This window comes from Psychromonas ossibalaenae ATCC BAA-1528 (genome assembly GCF_000381745.1).
GTDB lineage: Bacteria > Pseudomonadota > Gammaproteobacteria > Enterobacterales > Psychromonadaceae > Psychromonas > Psychromonas ossibalaenae.
In genome coordinates this window covers 73758-88745 of the sequence record NZ_KB906985.1, presented here as the reverse complement: position 1 = coordinate 88745, position 14988 = coordinate 73758, and the positions used below count along the sequence as shown (strand labels likewise).

Sequence of the window (14988 nt, the reverse complement as noted above, 5' to 3'; positions counted from 1 at the left end):
AATCCACAGGAAAAGAGACCACAGAAACCCGTTGGTACATTAGTTCACTGAACTTAAACGCAGAACAAAGTCTACATGCAGTCCGTAATCATTGGCAGGTTGAGAGTATGCACTGGATGCTAGATATGACTTTTAGAGAAGATGAATCAAGGATTCGTAAAGGCCGAGGTCCACTTGCTTTTAATGTAATGAGAAAAATAGCGATGGGCTTATTTAAACAAGATAAGACAAAGTCGGCGAGTATAGCTGCAAAAAAAAAGATGGCAGCACTAGATGATGGCTATCGCTCAGCCCTTTTAGAATCAGGGATTAAAATGCGCTAGCCGTGACCAGGCAGGGATATCTAGTGATTAACTGTTGTTATCCGTCATTAAAATATTCTATGGAAATACTGGCTGAAAATACTATTAACCAGGCGCTGCAGTTATGCCCGGAGTCGGACAAAGTGCATTTTGTCAGTCATTCCATGGGCGGTATTTTAATACGGTTATATTTACAAAAGAGACATATTAATAACCTTGGCAGGGTGGTGATGTTGGGGCCGCCTAATCAGGGTTCTCAGCTGATTGATCTGTTAGGCAGGCTGATTAAAAACCGGCACTTTAATAAGCAGGCGGGTATGCAGCTGGGTACTGAGCCGGACAGCTTTGTAAATAGTATTGGTGGGGCCGACTTTGAACTGGGTATTATTGCTGGAAAACGCAGTGTTAACCCGATTCTGTCAACGTTACTGCCGGGACAGAACGACGGTAAGGTTGCAGTGCACAGCACCAGATTAAGCGGTATGAAAGATCATTTGGTTATGCCGGTAACACACCCCTTTATGATGAAAAATAATCGAGTCATTAGCCAGGTAAAACACTTTCTACAACACGGGCTGTTTTCTCGTGATGAATTATCCGTGGTACGCAGTATTTAAATGCGGCTGACAGCAAATAGAGGAACATAGGAAAATTATGGAAAAACAAATTATTACTGCAAAAAATAATAGAACATTTGTGTTTCGCGAACTGCAGGCTGATGATGCGCAGATACTGGGGGATTTTTTTGTAAACTTATCGGCGCAGACACGTTCAAGGTTTGGCCCGCACCTTTTGACCCAAGAGCATGCATCATTGCTGTGCTCTGAGGTTGGTAATACCAATATAACTCGGTTTATTGTTGAAAATGAGTCTGAAATAGCGGGTTATTTTATCCTTGATTTCAACCTGTTTGAGCACGAAAAGAAGCGTTATCATTCCTATGGAACAACTCTGGACTGTAACATAGATCCTGTCTTTGCTCCCTGCATTGCAGATAAATATCAGAACAGCGGTATTGCTAGTCAGGTCATGCTGAAAATTATTGAATTTTCCTCAAATCAAGGTCTGAGAAGCCTGGTTTTAATGGGTGGAACGCAGCAGTCCAACCATCTGGCTAGATCTTTTTATAAAAAATTCGGCTTTGAAGAATACGGCTCATTTACGACTGAGATGGTTAATATAGATATGAAACTGAATCTGCCCGGACAGCGTTAGCTTTGGCAGACAGATAAATCCGAAAAGAGAAATGTATTGTTCATCACAATTGCTGATTCCTTTTTCTGTTCCGGCTGTTAAAGCGAAGTGCTTGTTCAATAAACTGATATTTATCAAATTTATCCGGATCTGTATGTGCTAAAAAGACAAATTATGGTTTGTTTTTTAAACAAATGTTAATACTCAACAGGGAAGGTTGAATATATGGATCTGGTATGGATCGGCGCGGTTTCGGCCGGCGCCGCACTTGCGGCTTATTTGCTATTTTATTTTAAGCTGAAAGGCCGTCATTTACGTAAATTACCCTCTTTGGCCGAATATCTTGAGCGCCACCCAGAGTGCCGCACAGATGATAATGAAAAAGCGCTTTGTTACAGCTGTAAATCAGATAAAGTTTTATTTCAGCCGTTAACCCGCGTTAATGACCCTCGTTATAAACACCGCTGCATGTCATGTAAAAAATTTCTTTTTGGCAGTAAGAATATTTTTCAGTGCCGCTAAATATTGGCAAGCTGTCAGAAAAGAACGATAGGCTCTGCTTAATTCCAAATCGGGTATAGACTTTAAATGCAGTCATGTATTTCTACCATTTTGTTGTGTGCTTCTGTACCCGGGGCTAAACACGTATGGAATGAAAGAGAGGGAACTTCACTGGCCGCTATAATAATAGTGAGTTAGAAATCTCTGGCTAGGAGGAAGCATGTTACGTGTCATTTTTATTCTTATCGCTTTGCTCTGTGCAGTTCAAGTTTCTGCGAATCAGATTGTGCGCCTGACAACAGGAGAATGGTCGCCTTTAATTTCACAGCGTTATGAAAATGACGGTATTTTAGCGCTGATTGTACGGGAAGCTTTTGCTCTGCAGGACTTTGATGTGATTTATCAGTTTCAACCATGGGCTGTAAGTTACAGCGAAGCCCGAGATCATAAATTTGACGGCTCTTTAGGCTGGGTGGCGGATGAACAACGCAGCCGTGACTTTTATTTTTCAGATCCGATCTATACCAGCCGTAAGGTCTTCTTTCATTTAGAATCATTAAATTTTATTTATAATAGTATTGATGATCTCAAAGGGCTGCGTATTGGTGTGACAAACACTTATAAATTCGGCAGCAAATTTGATAATGCTGTTAAAAATGGTTTGTTAAACATTAACTATGTGGATGATAATCCAAGAAATATCAGTAATTTAAATAAACAGGTTATTGATCTTTTTCCGATGGATCTTCTCGTTGGTAACTGCTTGATTAATGAATACCTGACGGTGGAAACGGCTAAACTTATTACTTATGATCCGCACATTTTTGCTGAGATACCTATTTCGCTTATTTTCTCCCGGAAAATGCCGGATCAGCGTGCGAAATACTTACTTAATGCTTTTAACCTTGGACTGGCAGAATTAAAAGCAAGCGGGCGCTACAACCATCTGTTACAGCTGCAGAAAGTCAAAGCTGCGCAGTAATTCTTTGTGATTAATATATACCCATGTTACCTCAAGATGCTTTGTCAGGCACTAGCTCGAATACCAGAACAAGGAGCAACATGAGGTAATGGTACTCCCTTTTCGATTGTTGCAACGCGGGACTGGTTTTCGAGCTTGCGCCCCGTAGGGCAACGCAAACAGCACCAATCTGCGTTGTTATAAAATCTCTATGTAGAATAACTATACTTCAATTTTATGCCTAGCATCTTGAAGTATCATGGGTATAGATCTTGTCTGCACCCGTTGTTTTGTTGTATTGCCAACTATAAAACCCCGCCTCTCTCACACCTTGTGAATCTGCCTCTTGTTATTGCTGATGTGTGCATGATAAAAATTAAACTCTTATGTTATCAACAGGGGGTAAAGAGATGGAAAATTATTCATATGTACTACTGCTTGGTTTGGCTGTAATTGTTGGTGGACTGCAGTTTTATTATAAAATTCAGGCCAGACCCAAGGATGAATAACATAAAAAAGTTTGATAAACCTCAATTGACGAACTAGTTACTGCGGCAAATAACCCCCTGTATATTGGGGGCAGTCGTCGCTATAACTCTTTCAGCATCCAGACATCACAACTGCCGTGAATGGTGCCGGCAAGGGGCTGCGCTAAATGTCTAAAACCAGCATTTTCATATAATTTTATGGCAGGCTTCATAGCAGATAAGGTATCCAGATAACAGTGTAGATACCCCTGTGATTTTGCGTAATCCAGACATTGTTCAGTTAAGGCTTTGCCGATACCGAAACCTCTGCTTTCAGGAAGTAAAAACAACTTACGTAACTCGCAGGTTTCACTGCTGCCGTTAAAAGGTGCAATACCGCCGCCGCCGACAACCCGGCCGTCAATTTTAGCCACTAAATAACGACTGTTATTGTTTCCGTTATAGTGGCTGCTCATGCACTCTACTTCCGGGTCGGAAGGGCCGAAACCTTCACCTACTGCACCGTGTTCGATACCGACACTTTTGATAATATTACAGATTGTTTTATCGTCTGCGGGCTGTATTTCTGAAATATGGTATGACATGAGTATTTTCCTAAAATGATTGTTCCTTGAAGTTTAATGTACTTGTTCGTTATTCGTGTCACAAGTTATTTTGCGCCCGCCTATCTGCCGCAGCCGCTTTCTTCCAGATTTAACTGCTGTTCTTGCATTGAGGGTGATAAGTGTCCATTCTCTGTTTTGAGAAAATGGGTTTCATCTTTAGCAAGGAAAGTTAATGAACCGTACCGAACGACTATTTCAAATTGTGGAAATATTACGCAGCCGTAGAACCACCACCGCCCAGTATTTAGCGGATCGCTTGGGTCTTTCGGTGCGCACCATTTATCGCCATATTAATGATCTTACGCTCTCCGGTATTCCTGTTATCAGCGAAACAGGGGTAGGTTACTGGCTGGATCAAAGCTTTGATATGCCGCCGTTAATGTTTAATGAAGAGGAGTTACTGGCGCTTTCTTTCGGTGCCAAGCTGGTGCAGCAGACCGCGGATGATTATCTGGCAGATGCGGCTGCCTCCCTGTTACAAAAAATTCAGCATAGTCTGCCGCAGCAGAAACAGCCGTTATTAGATCAGATGGTATTACACGCACCATCCGGGCTGGTGGATAAAAAGTATAAAAAGAAAATGGCCTTATGCCGCGCAGCAATAGACAAACAGCAGGTCCTGTCGCTGCAGTACAGCGATGCAAATGGCGATTATAGTGAACGCTTGATCCGGCCGCTGGCTTTAGCATTCTGGGGAAAAGTCTGGACACTGGCGGCCTGGTGCGAAAAACGCCGGGATTTTCGTGCGTTTCGCTTAGACCGCATGCATAGTCTTATGTTGACTGCTGTTTTCTTCAGCAGCAGTGAAGAGATATCTTTAAAAGCGTTTATTCACAGCCAGGAGCAAGCTGCGCTTCTACCCGCTGCTGATAGCGGCAAAGCTCTTTAAACTGCCGGCTCAACTCACTTAATGGTGTGTTTATCTCACAGCTATTTATGTTTTTAATCAGTGCATAAGCAAACAGATCAAAATGGCTGAAAACTTCACCGCAGATAAATGCATTGTCAGCCAAATGGACATTTAACGCTTTTAAGTCCTGCTCTGCTAATTCCAGTAGCTGCTCTAGATTAAATCGTCCTATGCCCTGTGCGTATAAATTCTTCTTTGCTAGTTTTCGTGACTGTCTGGCGATAATAGCGCGTAAGGGTTGCCTCAACTGACTGAAAAATGCATTTTCTAAAATTTTCCAGCTTTGCTCCGGGACCCAGCGGTTGTAAACCATTATCCAGTAGAGGTGCTGTTCAAGCATGGCCTGCCAGGCGATACCTTGGCTTATCTGCATATCGGTTAAACCTTGTTCAATTTTATAATCTTTTATTAACCGCTGCAGGATCAGCTCAGAATCACCGAGGGTCTCTCCTTGATACTCGACAAATGGAATTTTTTTATGCGGACCGTGCATGGGTAATGCAGCCTCTATTTTAAATGGAATTTTAAAGTAAGTTAAAAACAGCTCTAATTTTGCACAGAATGGACTGGCATTGATTCCATCAAATTGAACCTGGGTTTGTTTTAAAATAAGCATATTACCTCCTTGGTGTATATAGCAATGGTACTGACACCTTACTGACAACTGTGTGTCAGTAGGGCATATATTTACAAAACGCTTTGATTTTCTGACTTATTAGTAATCCTCGGAAAGTCGATAGGGTTGAAGATAACTATCCGAGTCAATATATTTCTGCTAATATCGAAATATATCAATAAAGAGGTGAATATGATGGAATTAGAAGTGATTGCTAAGGCATTGAAAGAATTAGGTCATCCAACACGATTAGCGATTTTTAAACGCTTAGTAAAATCTGGTTTTCAAGGCATTGCCGTTGGTGTGGTGCAGGAAGAGCTGGCTATTCCCGGCTCAACATTGTCACATCATATTTCCGGCCTGGTTTCCGCTGGGCTGGTGACGCAGCGCCGCGAAGGACGTGTGCTTTATTGTGTTGCTGAATATAAGAAACTGGAATCGGTGATTACCTTTCTACAGGATGAATGCTGTGCGGATATGGAAGATATTGGTTGATTAGGGCAGGAGACCTATTGGTCTCCTGTTTTTATTTAGTGATATTCTCTTTAAGGAAGTCTAAAAATACCCGTACTTTAGGAGAAATAAGATCACGCTTCAAATAAATGGCATAGGTGGAGCTTAAGCTCTCATAAGGGCTGAAAATGCTGTCCGCTAGTACCTGTAGTAAAGTGCCGTTATTTAATTCATCTTTGACTGCCCATGTGGGAATTAATGCCAAACCGGCATGATTTAATAACAGCTGTTTCTGGCCGTTCACCGAGTTGACCACCAGTCCCTCTTTAATGGTTAATTTACGTGCTTTTCCTTTAATAACAAACCAGTCCCGCCAGCCCGAGTAACCGTAGCGAATGCAGTCATAATCAGCCAGTGATTCAGTATTTTCAGGGCTGCCGTGGGTATTTAAATATTCAGGGCTGGCACATAAGATAAAGTTATTATCCATCAGCTTTCCGGCAATTAAATTAGAGTCGGGAAGACGTCCGCTGCGGATCGCGATATCGACATTATCTTCGACTAAATCAATCACCCGCTCGGAGAGCTCTAATTCAATTTTTACCTCGGGATATTTATGTATAAAAGCCGGAATAAGCGGCAGCACGCAGCTTTCACCAAATCCCACTGTCATGCTGATTTTTAAATTACCTTTAGGATTCTGCTGCAGATCGTTGACCGCACGATTTGCCTGTTCAAGCTCCGCGACAATACGCTGCGAATACTGATAATAGGTTTGTCCTGCTTCAGTTAAGCCGATATTACGTGTGGTCCGGTTGAGCAGCGTAATGCCTAACTCTTTTTCTAATGCCGCCAGCTGCCGTGATATTGAAGAAGGCTGCAGATCAAAAACGCGGCTTGCCTGGGAAATACTTCCCGTTTCTACCACACAATTAAAGTAGTGCAGGCGTGTGAGCATACTCATTTCATTTACCTTAGCGGATTAAGCAGGGAAAACATTATTGCATAAAAAGCAAAGGTAGTTTGTTTTTTAGTGTGTTGTTGGTCATTTAGGCAATCTATACAATGTCCGCACTAACTAAATAAACGAACAAAAGGGCATTAATATGAAAGCAATGATCATCAAACAACTTGGCGGCAGTGATGTTTTTCAACAGGCTGAAAAAGATAAACCAACGCTTAAAGCCGGGCACTTAGTCGTACAGGTAAAAGCCACTAGCGTTAACCCGTTGGATACTATGCTGCGTTCTGTAGATACCCCCTGGTCGGCAAATTTACCTGAAATTCTACATGGAGATGTTGCAGGGATAGTGACTGAAGCTGCTGCTGATGTTGATAATTTTGAAGTAGGAGATGAAGTTTACGGCTGCGCCGGTGGAATTGCGGGCATCGACGGCGCATTAGCAGAATTCATGCTGGTTGATGCAGAGCTGATGGCACTAAAACCAAAAACACTGACCATGAAGCAGGCTGCCGCGCTGCCGTTAGTTGCAATCACCGCGTGGGAAGCATTACATGACAAATTAGCCGTTAAAGCCGGTGATAACGTACTGATTCACGGCGCAACAGGTGGTGTGGGTCATATTGCTGTACAGCTTGCTAAGTCTTTCGGTGCCACGGTAACAGCAACGGCGAAATCAAGAACCATTGAGCAGGCTTCCGGTCTAGGTGCTGATAACTTAGTTAATGTGGATAACTGTTCAGTGCAGGAGTATGTACAGCAGTTTAGTGCTGGTAAAGGTTTTGATGCGGTTTTCGATACGATTGCCGGTGACAATATTCAGCGTAGTTTTGAAGCAGCCCGTTTTTACGGTGCAGTTGCCACGACACTGCCGGTTGATAATGTTTTACAAGTAGCTTTAAAAAGCTTGAGTTTCCATAGTGTATTAATGCTGATCCCGATGATCGAAGGTATTAATCGTGCTGCTCATGGTAAGATTTTAAGACAGGTGGCGGAATTGGTGGATCAAGGGTTTATCAAACCGTTAATTGATGATTCAAACTTTACTATCTGGCAGGCCGCAGATGCTCATGCACGTTTAGAGTCCGGTGAAGCAGTAGGAAAAATAACTTTAACGGCTTAACAAACTAATTATAAACGTTTTTAATTTTTGCAAAAAGAGACTAATGAGTCTCTTTTTTTTCAAGCTCATCTCTTTTACGAAGCTGTTCTTTTACGCAGTCGCTAAGGCATGCCTGCAGCCATTGATTAAGCGGATGACGTCGAGATTTATTCGCCGTTATTAACGCAAAATCTCCCGACGGTATCGAATCATAAAATTCGCTGCTTACTTCCAGCACTTTAAGCTTGTCTGTATCGAGTGTGGCAGCTAGTAATTTTGAACAGGGGAATAACATATCCGTTTCTGTTAATGCGTTAAGGATAATATTCAGCTGGCTGCTGCGCAGCTGAATTTTAGGGGTTACATTAAATTTTTTAAGTACTTCAGCAGTGCGGTTTTTAAATTCATTCCAGTTTGGAATCAGCAGAGAAGCCAGAGGGTATAACTCAAAGTGTTCAGGTTTAATACCCTCTGCCTGAATGGGGTGATCTTTACGGCACAGCACCACAAACTTTTCGTGGCCTAATTTTTTTTGTACCAGCTGCTTTGATATATCCAGCGGGAAATAATTAACTGCCAGCTGTATCTGACCTTCAGTTAATAACATTGGTGTCGTCGATTCCCAGTTGGTGATTTGAATTTCAATATCTGGGGCCTGTTTGACAATACTGCTGATCAGAGGAGGAGCTAACCAGTGGGCAATAAACCCGTTAATGGCTATAGTCACTTTACCGTGATAAAAGCTTGGATCAAAATTATCACTGCCGTGTACAGCTTCCATCAGCAGGTCCATGGCTGCAGGCAGACGAGCACCAATCTCTAATGCTTTGGAAGTTGGTTCAAGGCCGTGCGAAGTACGGATGAATAATTCATCGTCAAAATAGTCTCTTAAGCGGCTCAAGCAGCGGCTCACCGCAGGCTGGCTGAGGTGTAGAAGCTCGGCTGCTTTACGGGTATTCTGAACTTCAATTAAGGCTCTGAACACCTTTAACAGATTTAAATCCAGTTGACTCATCAGTAGACCATATTGTTGAAAAAAAGACATAATGTTCCTTCAAGGGCTGATTGGCTATAAAAAGCATCAAACGCTGTGATGGCAATGAAAAAAACCGCCAAATAAAGCTGCTATCTGGCGGTAATAGGTAAACAGGTCGAATTACTCTTTTTTTTCTAATTATTTATTACGTTTATTTGAATACATTAATAATATTGGAAGCCGGATGATTCTAATAATGACTTATTGTTATTGCTGATATACGTAATACATATATCTAAAAACTGAAAATAGGGGGAAGTCCCCCTATTCCAGGTTATTTTTTATAAGGCTTGTATATAAGACTTAGCTGCTGTTAAGCGTACGGTTACACCACCGATAATGTCTAAGAAACCTAGCAGTGACCATGGTTTTTGTGCACTTATCCATGCTGATCCAGTTGCGCCGATCGGCAGCATATCCATGGTTTCTTTGTCGATTTCTAAAATAACCGTACGACCGACGGGAGCTGCACCGCGTTGAATATGGCGGGAAACAAACTGTTCCTGCGGCAGTAAACTACCCTGTGCTTCACCTGTCGCATCAACCTTGCTATGGACGCGGGCTCTGAATATTTCTCCAGGGTAGGCATGGACAAAGAACTCACTAAACTGACCTGTTTTAATATTTTTGTAAGCCTGGTCGGGAATACGCATTTCAATAAACTTTTTGCTGGTATCCCAAAGGTGTAATGAGCCGATTCGAGATCCGTCGGCAATAAAGATATGCGTGACCATGCCGTCAAAAGGTGCTGTGACAGTTAATCGTGATAATTCAAATTCAAGGCTGTCTAATTTGGCATATAACCCCTGTTGTCTGGCATCTAACACTAATAAATCGGCGGTTAATGTTTCAATCAGATCGCTGGATTGTTCTCTTTCTTTAATTGAAACATGCTCCTGCATACCGGTATTGCGTTTATGATCTCGCGCCGCCTGCGCTAATACGACTTTCTTGGCATCAATGGTTCTTTCAATTTCAACCTGTGCTGAGTGCACTTCTGAAATAGCAGAGGTTACCTTGTCATCTTTTAACATATACAGTACCTCACCTTTTTTCACATGCTGATTGTGATCCACATAGATTTTGTCAATATGCTGGCCGACTGCAGGTGATAAAACCGCATGCGGGGCTTTTACCGTTGTGGAGTTAGTTAAATCAGCTGGTGAATAAAAGCGGTGTCCGAAAAATAGTGCCAGCGCTAATATCAAACCGACAAAGACAGTAATAAAATAATTACCCGCAGTGCGTTTCAGTACATTAAATTTGAATAAGAGCCAGACGAGTAGAATATACGGCAGCATAATTTCTTTCATGATCTTGCTCCTTTTAACCACAGTTGAACTTTATCCCAGTCGGTAACGATAGCCAGTACCGCCAATACCCATAGAGGTTTCCAGGCGAGGCCTAATATACATAACCAGAAAACCAGTTTGGCTTGTGCCAGACCTTTTTCTTTGGCCAGATGTTTAGGGATAGAGTGAACATGCCATAGTTTTGCTAAACACCAGGAGATGATGCCCACCGTGACTAAGATCACAAACCACATAAAACCAATCGAGTCTAGCAGCTTATATACCGAAGGCAGTTCTTCGTATAGCAGCGTTGTTGCATGTATTTTCATAGGACACCTGTTGTTTAGCATTATTTAATTCAAGGTCTCTGCTTCACAAACAGATATACCTCATGTAATTTATTGTTCTATTTTCGAACAAATATTAGCCGTTGAATAATGAAAGATAGGTATACCTGATATTACAAATTGGTATTAAGAAGAGAGGGCCTTATGTTCTTTTTGTTGTACTTTATGTACAGACTTTACTTTATGTACAGACTTTACTTTAAGGACGGGGCTGATTAAGATTCTTTTCTGCTGATAATAAAAGAGCTGAAAATGAATAAAAAACTGCTGTGTAAACAACTGGTTATACTATTAGAAGAGGCTTATCAAGGTGCAGTAAATGCCGCTTCTCGAGCCTACGATACGGCAACCAACGATGAGAATATTGCAGAAAATAAATATGATACCTTAGCACTGGAAGCATCCTATTTAGCACAGGGGCAGTCATTACGTGCGGAACAATGTGCGGCTGATATCAGTGCTTTTAAAAAGCTAAGCCGAAGTGCTGGCGCTGTTAATTCGTGCGCCTGTTTAGGATCACTAGTTGTACTGCTTGATATGCAGGACAATGAAAAATACATTTTTTTAGGGCCGGCCGCCGGTGGATTGAAAGTGACATTTGCAGAAAAAGAAATTGTTGTAGTCACTCCGGGCTCACCGCTCGGCACCGCGCTTATTAATAGAGAAGCTGGTGAAGAGGTTAGTGTTTTAATCGCAGAGAAAGTGAGCTGTTATGAAATTATAAGCGTTTATTAAGGCATAATTTATAGTATTGTCTGACGTGCACTGAAATGCACTCAGACGAATAATTACGTTCAATAACATAATGGGGAGCCGGTATTGACCGTTATTCGTCAACGCCTGCATTATCACCTTTAAGCGGTGTGCAGCATAAAAACAAGCAGCAGAGATAGTCAGCTGCATCAGCGGATTTATTATAGATTATCAAGCATCCGTAGAAGTACTGTCACTGTGATACGATTATGGCGAGAAAAGGAGACCGACCCGTCTCCTTTTTTGTTTGTCTACTACTTATTAACCTCTGCCAGTGCCTGTTCAACAATCGGCTGCAGTTTTTCTAAAGGCATATATCCTGGAATGATCTGGTTGTTAATGATCATTGCTGGTGTCCCCTGTAACCCCAGTTCTGAAAATACCTGGTAGTTTTTCTGCAGTATGCTTCGAGAAGCGCCATCAGTGTTTAATAAGCTTTCTGTTGCGCTTAGCTGAGCCACTTTTTGAAGTGAAGCTGCGGTATGCAGGCCCGATTTCTGCATCAGAGAATCATGTACCTGCTGATAGCTTTGCGGAGCATTTTTCCATACATTTAATGCAAATTCAGCGGAGTTTGTCTCAGATCCTGGCGGGTTTTTCTGACGAAGCGGCACAAAAACATTAACCACTTTAAGCTGTGGAATCTCTTTGCTTAATGCTGTAAGTACCGGATCTAAGCGTTTGCAGTACGGGCAGTTATAATCGCTGAAATTAATTAAAGTTATTTCAGGGGCAGTAGCACCGAAACTACTTTGTGAGGCATTATTCTGCAGCCAGTCCTGATGTTTAAGCAGTGTTTTTTCGGTTTTTTGATCCTGCTCTATGTAATAATTCAGGCTGTTAAGAAAATCATCAATCATCTGCGGGTTCTGCTGCAGCAGTTCAGTGATGGCTGCAATCTTCTGCTGGTTAGTCTGCTGCTGTTCGGCACGCGCAATAGAGTTAAAGCTTAATATAAAGCTGATTAATACAATAAATCGAGTAAATGTTTTGTTCATTAAATATTCCAAAATAATCGGTTACATTTTCTGTATAGAAAACGTTAAATGCCAGAGACAGATCTGTCTATAGGTCGTATAACTAATTTTTAAGGGTAAAACGGCAGATTTACTCTAAAAACAAACACTTCATTAAATGGATTTTCTGCCGAGGTTTATATAGAGGTATTCTGGGGAAATAAAGCTGAACCGTGGGTTTATTGAACAGCAGCAGACTCAGGAAAATAATACAGAGAAGTGTATAGTTGTGCTCTTTTTCTAAACCAGAAGCAAAACTTAACAGCTGCTCTCCTAAGGTGCAGATACCAGTACCGGGAAATGTCGCCTGGCTAAATGTATCAACGGTCTGCGGACTGAAAATGATACTGAACGGCTTAAACTGCGCCTGTGGTGAATTTTTAAATAACCCGCACAGACACATTAATAACACCATAACAGTTAAGAAAGCGTAAGAGTATTTTTTGTGTTTTAAAGCGTTTATATGCATTAACGGATAACTTTTAGAGTTCTGCTGACCTGCTTAGAGTCTCTCTCCTGCAAAAAAGTTCAGTAGCTGTCTAAGTTATTTAAAAATAAGCTGTTTTCTTTGAGTCGTAGGCTATTATAAATAACAACGGTCAGCAGATATAATAATCTGCTGACCGTTGATTGAATGGATGCTTAGTAAAGGTTATTAACAGACTTGTGCAAGCTTAACTGCTGTTACCTGCTGTACGTGATCGCGAATATAACCGACCACATTCGCCTGCTGTTCTTTGTTCAAATACAGGCCTAATTTGGTTCTGCGCCAGAGAATATCTTCAGCGGTTTTAGCAAATTCATTTTCAATAAAGTAATCAAGTTCACGGCTGTATAAACCGGCTCCGAAATGAATACCGAAATCACTCTCTGATTCACAGCCTTCAAATAACTGCCACGCCAGGGTGCCGAACTGGCTGACATAACGGTTTGCAGTTTTAATCGGCAGCCAGCCGTACTGGGCGACTAAGTTTTCAGCTAACTGCTTACGCGGATAATTGAAATCACCGCCGGGTAAAGGTACATCGGCTGTCCATGAGCCGCCTAATTTAGCAAAATAGGGCTGAATTAATTTCATCGCAGATTCTGATAGTTTGCGGTAAGTTGTTAACTTTCCGCCGAAGATAGACAGCAACGGCGCCTGGTCGTCCTGCTGCTCCAGCTCTAAGGTGTAATCGCGGGTGATTGCCTGAGGAGAGTCAGACTCATCATCGCATAACGGACGCACACCGCTGTATGTCCAGACTACATCATCTGTTTTCAATTGTTTTACAAAGTGCTGATTAACAACATCAATTAAGTAATTGACCTCTTCATCTGAGATTGCCACTTTACGCGGATCGCCTACGTACTCAACATCTGTGGTGCCGATAATGGAAAAGTCATCCATATACGGAATAACAAAAACAATCCGGTTATCTTTGTTCTGCAGGATATATGCCTGCTCTTCGTTGTGAATGCGCGGCACAACAATATGTGAACCTTTGACTAAGCGGATATTACGCGGGGAGTTATCCGGCAGGCTGTCGTCAAAGAACTGTTTAACCCACGGGCCGGCAGCATTGACTAATGCACGCGCTTTACGCTGGAAACGTATATTGGTCTGTTCATTAAGTATGGTGACCACCCATAAACCGTCTACGCGCTGGGCTTTTTCTACACGGCAGTAGTTTTTTACTTCGGCGCCGTTAGACTCAGCCGCCATTGCATTAAGAATAACCAGGCGTGCGTCATCTACCCAGCAGTCAGAATATTCAAAACCTTTAGTGATCTCTTTTTTCAGTAGGCCCGATTCTGCCAGATTGACCTGTCGGCTTGAGTCTAAGGTTGTGCGTTTTCCTAAATGGTCATATAAGAACAGACCTATCCGAATCATCCATGCCGGACGTAAAAACGGACGATGTGGTAATCGGAAGCGCATAGGTTTAACAATATGCGGCGCTTTGTTTAATATAACCTCACGCTCAGCTAGTGCTTCGGAAACTAAGCGAAACTCATAATGTTCTAAATAACGCAGGCCGCCGTGGATAAGTTTTGAGCTGGCAGAAGATGTCGCTGAAGCAAAGTCTGATGCATCGTATAGCCCTACACTTAGACCTCTGCCGGCAGCGTCTGCCGCAATACCTGCGCCGTTGATGCCGCCGCCGACAACAATCAGATCTAAAATTTGTTTGTTTTCCTGTTTCTGCTTCCCATTATACATATTAAACTCACTTTGATTATCTGGATTGGTCGAACGAACATTATCGAACATGTAAATGCAATATAGTTTAAATGTTAAATAAATGCATCATTTATTTTCGTTAGCGAACATTGTGTGGTTTTTAGACGTTGGGTTGTGTGTCTTGAAGGGCAGGGGTTGTTGCCTTTTTTAGTGTTGATCTGGGCTGGTGAGAGCTTTGTTGTGATTGCTTGGGTTGTTGTATGTTACTGTTAATGCTGTGTAAATTG

18 protein-coding genes are annotated in these 14988 nt (G+C 42.0%); 9 read left to right on the top strand and 9 right to left on the bottom strand.

The genetic code is table 11. The features are described 5' to 3' along the window. The 5 genes from G327_RS24495 to G327_RS26035 all read left to right on the top strand — a co-directional run. A partial coding sequence (locus tag G327_RS24495) for an ISAs1 family transposase (RefSeq protein WP_019614837.1) occupies positions 1-323 on the top strand: 323 nt, incomplete at its 5' end. 23 nt (positions 324-346) lie between these two features. Next, positions 347-919: an esterase/lipase family protein gene (locus G327_RS24490; RefSeq protein ID WP_019614836.1), complete on the top strand. Its 573-nt coding sequence runs from the start codon at positions 347-349 to the stop codon at positions 917-919. Positions 920-956: 37 nt separating this feature from the next. Next, positions 957-1517: a GNAT family N-acetyltransferase gene (locus G327_RS0111025; RefSeq protein WP_019614835.1), complete on the top strand. Its 561-nt coding sequence runs from the start codon at positions 957-959 to the stop codon at positions 1515-1517. A 204-nt stretch (positions 1518-1721) separates the two neighbouring features. After that, positions 1722-2018 (top strand): hypothetical protein, encoded by a 297-nt coding sequence (locus G327_RS0111020; protein WP_019614834.1) that lies wholly within the window; start codon positions 1722-1724, stop codon positions 2016-2018. A 199-nt stretch (positions 2019-2217) separates the two neighbouring features. Next, on the top strand, positions 2218-2979 hold the full coding sequence (locus G327_RS26035; protein WP_019614833.1) for a substrate-binding periplasmic protein: 762 nt from the start codon (positions 2218-2220) through the stop codon (positions 2977-2979). 568 nt (positions 2980-3547) lie between these two features. On the opposite strand, the gene G327_RS0111005 is transcribed toward G327_RS26035, so the two are convergent. Further along, positions 3548-4030 carry a GNAT family N-acetyltransferase gene (locus G327_RS0111005; RefSeq protein WP_019614831.1) on the bottom strand — a complete coding sequence of 161 codons (483 nt, stop codon included), beginning with the start codon at positions 4028-4030 and terminating at the stop codon, positions 3548-3550. 193 nt (positions 4031-4223) lie between these two features. Between G327_RS0111005 and G327_RS24480 the strand changes: the two genes are divergently transcribed. After that, complete coding sequence (locus tag G327_RS24480; RefSeq protein ID WP_019614830.1) at positions 4224-4940, top strand: helix-turn-helix transcriptional regulator; 717 nt, start codon at positions 4224-4226, stop codon at positions 4938-4940. Here G327_RS24480 and G327_RS0110995 read toward each other — a convergent pair. Next, positions 4879-5577: a glutathione S-transferase family protein gene (locus tag G327_RS0110995; RefSeq protein WP_019614829.1), complete on the bottom strand. Its 699-nt coding sequence runs from the start codon at positions 5575-5577 to the stop codon at positions 4879-4881. The two genes, G327_RS24480 and G327_RS0110995, sit on opposite strands and share 62 nt — an antisense overlap. Positions 5578-5772: 195 nt before the next feature. Between G327_RS0110995 and G327_RS0110990 the strand changes: the two genes are divergently transcribed. After that, positions 5773-6072 carry an ArsR/SmtB family transcription factor gene (locus G327_RS0110990; protein WP_026339319.1) on the top strand — a complete coding sequence of 100 codons (300 nt, stop codon included), beginning with the start codon at positions 5773-5775 and terminating at the stop codon, positions 6070-6072. 31 nt (positions 6073-6103) lie between these two features. Here the strand turns inward: G327_RS0110990 and G327_RS0110985 are convergent, their stop codons facing one another. Then, the gene (locus G327_RS0110985; protein WP_019614827.1) at positions 6104-6994 is read right to left on the bottom strand and encodes a LysR family transcriptional regulator; all 891 of its coding nucleotides are present in this window, start codon (positions 6992-6994) and stop codon (positions 6104-6106) included. Positions 6995-7136: 142 nt separating this feature from the next. Between G327_RS0110985 and G327_RS0110980 the strand changes: the two genes are divergently transcribed. Beyond that, positions 7137-8114: a zinc-dependent alcohol dehydrogenase family protein gene (locus G327_RS0110980; protein WP_019614826.1), complete on the top strand. Its 978-nt coding sequence runs from the start codon at positions 7137-7139 to the stop codon at positions 8112-8114. A 40-nt stretch (positions 8115-8154) separates the two neighbouring features. Here the strand turns inward: G327_RS0110980 and G327_RS0110975 are convergent, their stop codons facing one another. From G327_RS0110975 to G327_RS0110965, 3 genes are all read right to left on the bottom strand, one after another. Beyond that, positions 8155-9138, bottom strand: a complete 984-nt coding sequence (locus G327_RS0110975; RefSeq protein WP_019614825.1) for a LysR family transcriptional regulator — start codon at positions 9136-9138, stop codon at positions 8155-8157. 272 nt (positions 9139-9410) lie between these two features. Beyond that, positions 9411-10442: an HlyD family secretion protein gene (locus tag G327_RS0110970; RefSeq protein ID WP_019614824.1), complete on the bottom strand. Its 1032-nt coding sequence runs from the start codon at positions 10440-10442 to the stop codon at positions 9411-9413. Next, on the bottom strand, positions 10439-10750 hold the full coding sequence (locus tag G327_RS0110965) for a hypothetical protein (RefSeq protein WP_019614823.1): 312 nt from the start codon (positions 10748-10750) through the stop codon (positions 10439-10441). Before G327_RS0110965 ends, G327_RS0110970 begins: the two co-directional genes overlap by 4 nt. A 270-nt stretch (positions 10751-11020) precedes the next feature. Between G327_RS0110965 and G327_RS0110960 the strand changes: the two genes are divergently transcribed. After that, positions 11021-11503: a GreA/GreB family elongation factor gene (locus tag G327_RS0110960; RefSeq protein ID WP_019614822.1), complete on the top strand. Its 483-nt coding sequence runs from the start codon at positions 11021-11023 to the stop codon at positions 11501-11503. Positions 11504-11775: 272 nt separating this feature from the next. Here G327_RS0110960 and G327_RS0110955 read toward each other — a convergent pair whose 3' ends face one another. The 3 genes from G327_RS0110955 to glpD form a co-directional block, all read right to left on the bottom strand. Next, entirely contained in the window at positions 11776-12519 is a 744-nt protein-coding gene (locus G327_RS0110955) for a DsbA family protein (protein ID WP_019614821.1), read from the bottom strand. A 109-nt stretch (positions 12520-12628) separates the two neighbouring features. Further along, a complete protein-coding gene (locus G327_RS0110950) occupies positions 12629-12940 on the bottom strand; it encodes a hypothetical protein (RefSeq protein ID WP_157601082.1) in 312 nt (103 codons plus the stop codon). Between the two features lie 252 nt (positions 12941-13192). Next, positions 13193-14740 carry a glycerol-3-phosphate dehydrogenase gene (gene glpD / locus G327_RS0110945; protein ID WP_019614819.1) on the bottom strand — a complete coding sequence of 516 codons (1548 nt, stop codon included), beginning with the start codon at positions 14738-14740 and terminating at the stop codon, positions 13193-13195. Between the last annotated feature and the right edge of the window lie 248 nt (positions 14741-14988).